Here is a 10,644-nt window from a genome sequence, read left to right as displayed (position 1 = left end):
AAGCTGGATGTCAAGGATGCGGGCGATGTCATCGAAGGCAACGCAGCGAACTTCAACGTCAGCCTGGACAAGGCAGTTGATGCCGAAACCACGCTGACCTTCAAGCTCGGCGGCGAGATCACTGCGGCTGACCATGGTGTTCCCACTGTCAGCATCGGCGGCCAGTCCGTCACCGTCACTGCCAACGCCGACGGCACCTACAGCTTCAAGGTGCCCGCGGGCACCACAGGCGGCATCGTGGTCACGGTTCCGACCACGCCCGATGGCGTCTACGAAGGCCGTGAGAGCATGACCTTGACGGCGACGCTGACCGGCGCCACCGCCAGCGGCACCGCGCTGCCCCCGGGCATCACGGATAGCGGCAATGCCGCAATCGTCGACATCAACAAGCCGCCTGTCGTTGGAGGTGGAAGCACGGCCGTCTCCGAAGAAGGCTTGGCTGGTGGCATCAAAGACAGCAACGGCACATCGGATACGACCGATTCGCCCCAGGCGAACGGCCAACTGTCGATCACCGACGACAACAACGCCACCTACAGCATTACGCTGGTTGCGCCCGCCAATGGCGCCCTGACGTCCCACGGCACGCCCATAGTCTGGGCGCTGTCCGACAATGGACACACGCTGACGGGCCGCGCGGGCGGCACGGACGCCATCGTCATCAAGATCGACGATAACGGCGCCTACAACGTGAAGCTGCTGGCTCCGGTCGATCACCCCGACACCTCGCGTGAAGACACACTGGGCCTGTCGGTCGGCGTCAAGGTGTCGGATGGCGTCAATCCGGCGGTGTCCAGCAGCATCAACATCACGATCGAGGACGACTCGCCAGTGGTGCAACCGAACGACCCCGTCTCGGTGCAGACCGCGAACATCCCCGACGTCTACACGGGCAAGGTGAGCTTCGCTGGTTCCCAGACCAGCACCAACCAGATGAAGATGACCTTCGGCAATGGCGCGATTGAAGTCACGGCCAAGGGCTTCACGTCCAAGTCTGACTTGACGCTGATCGACGCCAATGTCAACCAAAGCAAGACCGGCCTGGGTGTCGCAAGCAAGGATGCGCCGTATCACAACATCGCCAACGAAATCGACTACCGCGTTGGACCGGATGGCAAGGGCGCGTCCGAAGAACTGACCATACGCCTGACTGGTGGCAAGGTTGCCTATGGCGCCACTATCGATTTCGGCGCCATGTACGGCGGCGAGGTGGAAAGCGGCGTCGCGAAGTTCTACCGCAATGGCGTGTTGATCGCCGAACGCACCTTCACCTCCGACCAGAACGGCGGCGACTATGCGGCGAACTTCCGCGTCGAAGAAGGCGGTTTCGACACGATCGTGATTTCGGCCACGGACAACCACAAGAACTCGTCCAGCGACAATAGCGACTTCACCGTCACCGGCATCACCTTCCTGGGTAGCAATACTGTCCAGGCTATCGCCTACGGCGAAGGCACGCTGAATTACGGCTACGGCGCCGACGGCGCAGGTCGTCTGGAACTGACGGGTGCGGAAGGCGGCCTGAAGACGCGCGACGGCGCGAACATCACGACGACGCTGAGCAACGGCAATCTGATCGAAGGCCGCGACCCGTCGGGCAATCTCATCTTCGAGATGCGCTTGACGCCGGCCACCGGCAAGTGGGAGTTCTATCAATACCAGCCGATGCAAGGCACCGCGGACGGCAAGCTCGATTTCAACTACAAGGTGACGGATGCCGATGGTGACTCCACCGCTGGCCACTTCGAAGTGGCGGGTGTGGAGCCTCCTGCTCCCAGCGTCAACATCGAGGACTACAACCTCGCTGCGCCGGGCGCCATCAGCGTCTCGGAAGCTCTGGCCTCCGGTAGCGGCACGTTCACGATCACCGCGAGCGCAGGCCTGAAGTCGCTGACGCTCGACGGCCCGGGCAACGCCGACGCGTCCCTGACGCTGGACCGTCTGGCCGACCTGGTGAACAATCCGGTCACGCTGACGACCAGCAAAGGTACGCTGACGCTGACCGGATACGACCCGACGACCGGCAAGGTCAGCTACACCTACCAGAGCAGCGGCCCACAGTCGCACACCGGTGACGACACCAACGTGCAGGACCACTTCCAGATTACGGTGGAAGACAAGTTCGGCGGCAAGGCAACGGGCGACCTGGGCGTGCTGATCACCGACACGGCCCCCAGCCTCAAACCGATCGCGGAAAGCTCGGCGCTGTCTTCGCACGGCACCAACATCATGCTGACGCTGGATACGTCCGGCAGCATGAAGGACGGCAGCGGCGTGTACAACGGTTCGACACAATTGTCCCGCCTGGCCGTGCTGAAGTCCTCGGTCAACAGCCTGCTCGACAAGTACGGCGAGGCCGGCGACGTGCGCGTTCTGGTTCTGGAGTTCAACAGCAGCGCCACGCAAAAGGGCAGCGGCTGGATGTCTCTGGCGGAAGCCAAGGCGTTCGTCAATGCCCTCGTGTCTGGTGGTGGCACCAACTACCAAGACGCGTTGAACAAGGCCATGGCCGCCTGGGACAACTCCCCGACGGGCAAGCTGGAAGGCACTAACGTTCAGAACATCTCCTACTTCTTCACGGATGGGGAGCCCGTGAATGGCGCTGTCGGTTCCTCACTGCAGACGACCTGGGAGAAGTTCCTCACCGCCAACCATATCAACTCCTACGGCATTGGACTGGGCACAAGCGCGACCGGTGGCTACATTGATCCGGTCTCCTACAATCCAGACCGTCCCGGCGACAGCAACACCATACTGGTGACGAACCTGAACGGTCTGGACGCTGCGATCGACGGCACCATCGCGCCACCCATCAACGGCGACATCGCCGCGGGCGGCACGCTGGGCGCCGACCTGAGCGGCGCGCGCATCACGCAGCTGGTCATCGAAGGCAAGACGTACAACTACGATGCGGCGACCAACAAGGTGACCGCCACCTCGGGGGCCACGTACAGCTTCGACGCAGCCACGTCCGAACTGACAGTGACCACCGCGCATGGCAAGTTCACGCTTGACATGGCTGGCGACAATCTGGGCAACTACCGCTACGTGCCGAAGACGGCTGGCACCGACACCATCCAGTTCACGGTGCAGGACGGCGACGGCGACAAGGCAAGCTCCAGCATCACGGTCAACGTGACGCCACCGGTGTACCAGACCCCGGACGCGGTGGACGACAAGATCATCACCAACATTCTGAGCACGCAGCTCACGGTGCAATCGGGGTCGCTGCTGGCCAACGACGTGCGCGGCACTGGTGCGCTGACGATGGGTCCGCTGACGGTGAATACGGGCTGGGATCAAGGCAAGGACTTCACACGCAGCACTGTGAAGACCTATCCCTTCTCGAGTTCAGGCAACAGCACCTCGAACAAGGAGCTCTCGATCGTGCGCGGCGACTTCTCGAAGGCGGGCGGAAGTGCGAACCAGGCCGAGGTGAAGGTCAACGGCTATCTGGCGAGCGTGGGGGCCAATGGCGGCAACGATCAGGATCTGCTGAAGATCTCACTGGTTGCCGGCGAGGTGTTGACGCTGAGCCACAACCTGAACAACGGTTGGATCAGGGTGGAGTACCGCCTAGCCGGCTCGGGCGATCAATATACCGTCGTCCCGAGTGGCGGCAAAATCCCGGTGACGGAGTCGGGCGACTATGAGATCCACGTCGTTAACGTTCTCGACAACGGAAATGGCTCCAACGCCGCAGAGACCTACACCCTGACGATGAATATCGACTACAGCGGCGTAAACCTGGATGGTTCCACAGCAAATGGCTCGTACACCATACAGACAGCCGACGGTCACAGCGACAGCGCTAATGTCTCAGTAAGCTACCAGTCGGGTGACCATCTGGTGGGCACCAACGATAGCGAAATCCTGATGGCTGGCTCCGGCAACGACACGCTGAACGGCGGCAAGGGCAATGACGTGCTGGTCGGCGGCAAGGGCGATGACACCCTGATTGGCGGCGAAGGAGATGATATTTTCCTGTGGCTCAAGGGTGATCAGGGAACCACTGCGGCTCCTGCCAAGGATGTGATCAATGACTTTGGCAAGGGCGGCTCTGACGTCAATGGCAATGATGTGCTGGACCTGCACGATCTGCTCCAAGGGGAGGAGAAGAGTTCGGATCTGTCTCAGTTCCTGAATTTCTCCAAGAGTGGTGCAGATACCGTGCTCAAGGTCTCCACCGATGGGAATCTGGGTGCTACAGGCTCCAACTACGATCAGCTGATCACGTTCAAGGGAGTGGATCTCACCGCTGGGCACTCGTTGACCACCACGGCAGACCAGAACGCCTTGATCAAGGAACTGATCGATCAAGGCAAGCTCAAGATCGACCACAGCTGATAAACAGCCCCGGCAAGGTCAGGCAGAAGTCTTGGAGTATCAAGTCTTCTGCCTCTTCGCTCGGCAGTGATCGGCAGGTTGTTTCAAGAGCTTGCTTGATTGGTTACATTTGTGAGCATTGAATCTTGACTGTGTTCTCGTCGAACCATCAAGCTTCATAGCAGTCATCACAATATTCACAGGCGCTTCAAGCAGATTCTGTCTTGGGTGCCTGCTCTTCCGGCAACTCGATTGAGCACTTCGCCCAGCCTTCTGTTTCCACATGCCGTGGAAAAACCGCAGCGCCTGTCGCGCAGAGACATGCTTTTGTATGGCTCGGCGCTTGTCGGGGGCTGGGCGCTGCAGCGCGGGTTTGACGCCGCGGCGCTGGATTTCGATGCTGAGCGGCTGCACAGCAGCATGCAGTCCCGTTATGGCAGCGCAGGCGTCCAGAGGCTGAACCAGTGGCAGGTCATGCTGCAGGCCCAGAAAGACAGGCCGCTGCAGCAGCAGTTGTCGGCCGTCAATACCTTCTGGAATCGCGCCGTACTGCAATCAGAGGACAGCATGCTCTGGTCCCAGCCCGACTATTGGGCCACGCCGCTGGAGACGCTGGGCAAGGGTGCGGGCGACTGCGAGGACTACGTTATCGGCAAGTATTTCTCGCTGCTGCGCCTTGGCGTGGCGGTCGAGAGACTGCGCCTGATCTATGTGCGTGCCCGGCTGGGCGGTGCAGGCAGCACGCAGAGCATCGCGCATATGGTGCTGGGCTATTACGAGACGCCTGCAGCGGAGCCGCTGGTGCTGGACAGCCTGCTGGACAACATCATGCCGGCCAGCCAGCGCAAGGACTTGACTCCTGTGTTCAGCTTCAATGCCCAGGGTGTATATGTCGCAGGTGCACAGCCTGCTTCGGTGGACAGGATCACGCGCTGGCGCGATCTGCTGGCGCGCATGAAACAGGAGGGTTTTTTGCCATGAATGCCATGTTTCGCGCTGCAGGCAGCGAAGCCCTATTGAATGGTCGACACAGATAAGGCAGCAAGATGTCGTTGTTGAAACAACTTTTGATCAGCGTGACGGTGGCCATCGTGGCCATCCTGATTGGCACCCTGGCTTTCAGCATCGGTGCTGCACGCCAGTATCTGGACGGGCAGTTGCAGTCCGAGAGCGAGAATGCCGCCTCGTCGCTGGCCTTGTCGCTGTCGCAGCCGGCCAATCAGGACCCGGTCACTCAGGAGCTGCTGATGATGGCCTTGTTCGATGGCGGGCAGTTCAAGCTGATTCGCCTGGCCTCGCCCCAGGGCGAAACCTTGTTCGAGCGCCAGCGCGATAACAGCACTGCAGATAGTTCTGCCCCTGCTGCGAAGCTCAAAGACAGTGGTGCTCCGCCGTGGTTTGTCGAGATGCTGCCGCTGCGCTCGCCAAAGGCGGAGCGCGTGATCAGCGATGGCTGGAAGCAGGTTGGGCAGTTGACGCTGGTTGTGGACAACAGCTATGCGAGCCAGGCACTGTGGGGCAGCAGCGTGCGCCTGGCGGGTGTGGTGGTGCTGGCCGGGTTGGCCTGGGCTTTCTTTGTAGTATTGCTGTTCAGATGGTTTCGCAAGGTCTTGCAGCAGGAAATCTCGGCCCAGGTTCAGGCGATTGGACGGCAGGCCGGCAGTGAGGGCCCGGCGAAGCCCGCCAGGGCCGCAGTGGCCGAGCTGGTGCCCGTACTCAGCGCCATTGCAGACACCCGGGAGCGGGTGCAGGCTACGGCGCAGGAGCAAATGGAGCGCATCGAATCACTGGAGCTGGAGGTCAATCGTGATCCGGTTACTCAGCTGCCCAATCGCAAGTACTTTGTCAATGAGTTGCGTCGCGCGCTGAGCGGAGCTGATGGCGCTGCGGCACATGGCCATGTGATGCTGTTCAGGCAGCGTGATCTGCTGGCTCTGAATGCGCAGATGTCCCGAGCCAGTGCCGATGCCTGGCTGGCGGCGATGGGCGAGCAGGTCAATCAGGTGTTGAAGGGTCATGCCGAGTGCAAGGCTCAGCTGGCACGCCTCAATGGCTCGGACTTTGTGGTGCTCATGCCGGCCCTGGCCGGACCTCAGGCCATGTCTCTGGTGCAGCATATCCGGCAGGTGCTGCTGTCCATGCGCGTGACCCTGAGCAATGGTCAGTGGTGCCGCTGGAGCTTTGCCTTGACTGATTACTCTGCATCGAGCTCGGTGACCGGTGTGCTTGCACGATTGGACTACGGTTTGATGCGTGCGGAGAGTTCGGGCCAGGCCGAGGTGGAATATGTGGCCTACGGGGATGACGAGGTGGTCTCCGACCTGGCCGGTGAAACCTTGTGGCGTCAGATGCTGATTGCGGCACTGGAAGCGCAGGATGCACTTTCCCTGTCCGTTCAGCCGCTGCAGTTCAAGGGGCGCAATGGCGTGCAGGAGCGTGGCGAAGCGTCGCTCTCGCTGCGCACTGCGGCAGGCGAGACCTTGATGGGGTCGCTGTTCCTGCCGGTGGCCGTGCGTCTGGGCTTGTCGGCAGAGTTTGATTTGCGAGCAGTGGCTCTCGGGGCTGCGTGCCTTGAACAGAACGACTGCGAGCTGGTCATTCGAATCTCCTTGCCCTCGCTGGCCCAGCCGGACTTCCTGGGCCGACTGCGTGAGGAGCTGAGTGCGCCGAAGTGGGGACATCGCCTGTCCTTGCTCTGTCTGGAACTCGATGCCCATGGACTGACGGCCTACCCCGATGAGGTGGCCGACTTCTGCCGGGCCATGGCACTGGCCGGTGTCGGCGTCGGACTGCGTCGTCTGGATCAGCAACCCATGGGCCTGACCAAGCTCCACACCTTGCCGCTGCGCTATGTGAAGCTGGGCAGCGAGTTCTCGGAGCAGGCTGCTCAAAGCCCAGGTGCCCTGCATCTGCTGCAAGCCATTGTGGAGACCGCGACAGGGCTGGGGATCCAGGTGGTGGTGAACGATTCCGTCAATGCGGAAACCGCACAGCTGCTGCACAAGCACAATGCGTTGACGCTGGCGGCCTGAAACGGCGGGTCGTCCAAGTAAGGAAAAAAGGGGCGCACAAGGCGCCCCTTTTTATGGGTCAGCTACTCTTAATGAGGCGCGCTCTCATCGGCAATCTGCACGCGCCTGGCATAGCGCTGTGCCAGCACGGCGCAGACCATGAGCTGGATCTGGTGGAACAGCATCAGCGGCAGCACAATGGCGCCCACGGATGCGGCGGGAAAGAGCACGTTGGCCATGGGAATGCCGCTGACCATGCTTTTCTTGGAGCCGCAGAAGACCAGCGTGATCTCATCTTCCTTGCTGAAGCCCAGGCGACGTGCGCCCCAGGTGGTGATGAAGAGTACGACGGCCAGCAGAATGCAGCACAGCACGATCAAGCCCAGCAGTGAGGGAATCGGAGTCTGCTTCCACAGGCCGCTGATGACCGCAGCGCTGAAGGCTGCGTAGACCACAAACAGGATGGAGCCCTGGTCCACCAGCTTGATGATGGAGGCGCGACGCTGCAGGAAGCCGCCGATCACGGGGCGCATCAGATGGCCAATGACAAAGGGCAGAAGCAGCGTCATGGCAATCTTGCCGATGGCATGCAATGCATCGCCGCCTTCCGCATTCTTGTGCAGGATCAGGCTCACCAGAATCGGCGTGACCAGAATGCCCAGCAGGGTAGAGGCCGATGCACTGCACACGGCGGCAGGCACATTGCCGCGCGCCATGGAGGTGAAGGCAATCGCCGATTGCACCGTGGCGGGCAGGGTGCAAAGAAACAGCACGCCGATATACATCTCGGTGGTGACCAGAGGCGAGAGCACCGGGCGCAGTGCCAGCCCCAGCACGGGGAACAGCACAAAGGTGGCGATGAAGATCCATACATGCAGACGCCAGTGACCTATGCCTGCGAGGATGGCTTGGCGCGAGAGTTTGGCGCCATGCAGAAAGAACAGCAGGCTGACGATGCCTGTGGTGACAAGCTCCACATATTCGGCGAACTGGCCGGATGCAGGCAGAAAGCTGGCGAGGACGACGGTGGCAATCAGTGCCAGCGTGAAGTTATCGGGGACAAAGCGGGGGCGAGACATATTCTTGAGCGGAAGCCATTCATGCAAGGCACCGGGCCGGTGCGCGATGGCTGCGTATTGGACACGCAATCCATTTAAAAGAGAAATGGATTTATTCGATAGACCTATAATTTTTTGATATGAATATCAGCCTGCGCCAACTGCGTGCCTTTGTGGCAGTGGCTCAAAGCAGCAGCTTCAGCCGCGCTGCCGATGCCCTGGCCTTGACCCAGCCTGCCATCAGCCGCAATGTGACGGACCTGGAGCAGGCCATGGGCTTGCTTTTGCTGCATCGAACCACGCGTGAGGTGGAGCTGACCGAAGCCGGCCGTCTGCTGCTGGGCAATCTCTCGCGGGTGCTCGAGGATCTCGATGCCTGCCTGCTCGAAGTGCAAGGCCTGGCGACACAGCGCAAGGGCCGCGTGAAGGTGGCCAGCAGTCCCACGCTTTCCGCCAACCTGCTGCCGCAATGCATTGCGCGTGGCAGACAGCAGTCGCCAGGCGTCAATATCCAGCTGCTCGATCGCATTCAAAGCGATGTGCTGCTCAGCGTGCGCAGCGGGGAAGTAGATTTTGGTGTGGTGATCGACCCATCCGAGAAACAGGATCTGCACGCACAGACCATTCTGACCGAGCCCTTTTGTCTGGTCTGCCTTTCCTCGCATGGCCTGGCGCGCAAGAAGGAGGTGCACTGGGCACAGCTGGCCGGTGAATCCCTGGTGCTGCTCGATCATGCATCAGGCAGCCGCCGCCTGATCGATGCGGCGCTGCAGGCGCATGGCGCGGCTGCATCGGTGGTGCAGGAGGTGGGGCATACGGCCACCATCTACAGCATGGTGCAGCAAGGTCTGGGTTTGAGCGTGGTGCCGCGTCTGGCCATTCCCGCAGCCTGGGCCGCTCGGACTGCTACGACTGCGGCAGCTGGCAGTGCCGCTTTGGTCAGCCGTGCCCTGGTGCCCAAGGTGCAGCGCAGCATCATGCTGGTCAAGCGCCAGCAGCGTGAGCTATCGCCTGTCGCGCATCTGGTCTGGGATCTGATCGCAGAGGAGGCGGTCGGTCTGCTGGGCCAATAGCGGCTCAGGGCCTGAGCACGATGCGTGAATCAATCACTAGCCCTTGCGGTTGCGGCGCGACATATACCGGCAGGGGCGGGGCTACATAAACCGGTTGCGGCGCATAGTAGGCATCTGGACGGTTTCTGCACTTGCGCTTTTCCTTGTACTCGCCATTGCTCTTCCACTTGCGCTCCACTTTGCAGTGGCCGTCCCAGTACTCCTCCTTGTGCTCGCGCTTGTGGTGATGGTGGTGATGGCGATCATGTGCCTGGCTGCTCAGTGGCGTGGCAATCAGCACCACAGGCAGGCAGATGGAAACAAGAGCAAGGATTTTCTTCATTGTGGGTGGGGCAGTCCATGGTCCGAGCCATGGCCGCATCGGTTTCAAAACGCTGCGAGCATAAGCGCAATGCACCGAAGAGACTGTATCAATTCATGAGCGAGACTTGTGCTGTGGCTGTGCGCCGGACGTGCGTGAGGTGCTGGTTCATATATAAAAGAGAGCGGCTTGCGCTTGAGCTACTTCAGTTTTGAAATGATTTCTATCTGAAATTAAGTAAATTCAATCGAAGAATGCTATTAAAAATATAGCTGAGCAATGGATGGCTGCATTGATCTGGACCGTGGTAGACGCAGCCCTTGAATGCCATGGCGTCAAGGGCCGGACATTGATCTCGCAAACCGGCGCAGGAATTGGCTGCGTCTCGCAAGACCGCTTTGGGCCAGATCGCCTTTTTCCTATCGCGGCATGTCTTCGCCAGAAGAGGCTTCGAACGGCTGGATTGCAAGTCTGGGCCGTGGCGGCTGCTTTCCGGGCAGATGCTTGCTGATGGTGTTGCCTTGGTTGCGGTAGCTGGCGCGTGCTGGCAAGAGATGGCTCGGCGCTGGTGCCGTCTATCGCCGGATCAATGGTTCCGTAGGGGACCGATCCCATCTCCTGCTGACTGGATGGATCACCCGTCTGCCTGCTGTTCCCATTAGCAAGCCGGGCAGGCAGAGCCTGAATGTCTTCTGTCGGGCACCAGGCACAGTCTGGCAGGTGCTGCCACGGCCCTGGCCGCCCTGGCCATCGTGGCAGGCCAGGGAGCTGTGCCGGAGTTTCTTTGGGCAGCAATGTTCGCTGCGGCCCCGTTGGCAGCGATTGAGCCGTGGCCTCAGATTCTGCTTCGTCTGCTGCTTTGTCCCATGTCGTTT

At 60.8% G+C, this 10,644-nt stretch carries 6 protein-coding genes; 4 read left to right on the top strand and 2 right to left on the bottom strand.

Annotation, left to right across the window (positions count from 1 at the left end; translation table 11 throughout):
* The 3 genes from CTATCC11996_RS26455 to CTATCC11996_RS03720 form a co-directional block, all read left to right on the top strand.
* Positions 1-4,347, top strand: a 4,347-nt coding sequence (locus tag CTATCC11996_RS26455; RefSeq protein ID WP_003073246.1) for a type I secretion C-terminal target domain-containing protein, incomplete at its 5' end; no start/stop codon positions are given.
* Positions 4,348-4,578: 231 nt separating this feature from the next.
* Positions 4,579-5,307, top strand: coding sequence for a transglutaminase-like cysteine peptidase (locus tag CTATCC11996_RS03725; RefSeq protein WP_003073243.1), 729 nt, complete (start codon positions 4,579-4,581; stop codon positions 5,305-5,307).
* A 65-nt stretch (positions 5,308-5,372) separates the two neighbouring features.
* Positions 5,373-7,358: a bifunctional diguanylate cyclase/phosphodiesterase gene (locus CTATCC11996_RS03720; RefSeq protein WP_034348180.1), complete on the top strand. Its 1,986-nt coding sequence runs from the start codon at positions 5,373-5,375 to the stop codon at positions 7,356-7,358.
* A 68-nt stretch (positions 7,359-7,426) separates the two neighbouring features.
* Here the strand turns inward: CTATCC11996_RS03720 and CTATCC11996_RS03715 are convergent, their stop codons facing one another.
* The gene (locus CTATCC11996_RS03715; RefSeq protein WP_003073238.1) at positions 7,427-8,416 is read right to left on the bottom strand and encodes a bile acid:sodium symporter family protein; all 990 of its coding nucleotides are present in this window, start codon (positions 8,414-8,416) and stop codon (positions 7,427-7,429) included.
* 119 nt (positions 8,417-8,535) lie between these two features.
* Between CTATCC11996_RS03715 and CTATCC11996_RS03710 the strand changes: the two genes are divergently transcribed.
* The gene (locus CTATCC11996_RS03710) at positions 8,536-9,468 is read left to right on the top strand and encodes a LysR family transcriptional regulator (RefSeq protein ID WP_003073235.1); all 933 of its coding nucleotides are present in this window, start codon (positions 8,536-8,538) and stop codon (positions 9,466-9,468) included.
* A gap of 4 nt (positions 9,469-9,472) precedes the next feature.
* Here CTATCC11996_RS03710 and CTATCC11996_RS03705 read toward each other — a convergent pair whose 3' ends face one another.
* Positions 9,473-9,790 carry a hypothetical protein gene (locus tag CTATCC11996_RS03705; RefSeq protein WP_003073232.1) on the bottom strand — a complete coding sequence of 106 codons (318 nt, stop codon included), beginning with the start codon at positions 9,788-9,790 and terminating at the stop codon, positions 9,473-9,475.
* Positions 9,791-10,644 lie beyond the last annotated feature (854 nt).

It is taken from the genome of Comamonas testosteroni ATCC 11996, from assembly GCF_000241525.1.
Taxonomy (GTDB): domain Bacteria; phylum Pseudomonadota; class Gammaproteobacteria; order Burkholderiales; family Burkholderiaceae_C; genus Comamonas; species Comamonas testosteroni.
This window is presented reverse-complemented; position numbering and strand designations above follow the sequence as displayed.

Excerpts from the sequence above, each read along its gene's own strand:
- CTATCC11996_RS03720 (WP_034348180.1), top strand. The coding sequence starts at position 5,373 with ATGTCGTTGTTGAAACAACTTTTGATCAGCGTGACGGTGGCCATCGTG.
- CTATCC11996_RS03715 (WP_003073238.1), bottom strand. The coding sequence starts at position 8,416 with ATGTCTCGCCCCCGCTTTGTCCCCGATAACTTCACGCTGGCACTGATT.
- CTATCC11996_RS03710 (WP_003073235.1), top strand. The coding sequence starts at position 8,536 with ATGAATATCAGCCTGCGCCAACTGCGTGCCTTTGTGGCAGTGGCTCAA.
- CTATCC11996_RS03705 (WP_003073232.1), bottom strand. The coding sequence starts at position 9,790 with ATGAAGAAAATCCTTGCTCTTGTTTCCATCTGCCTGCCTGTGGTGCTG.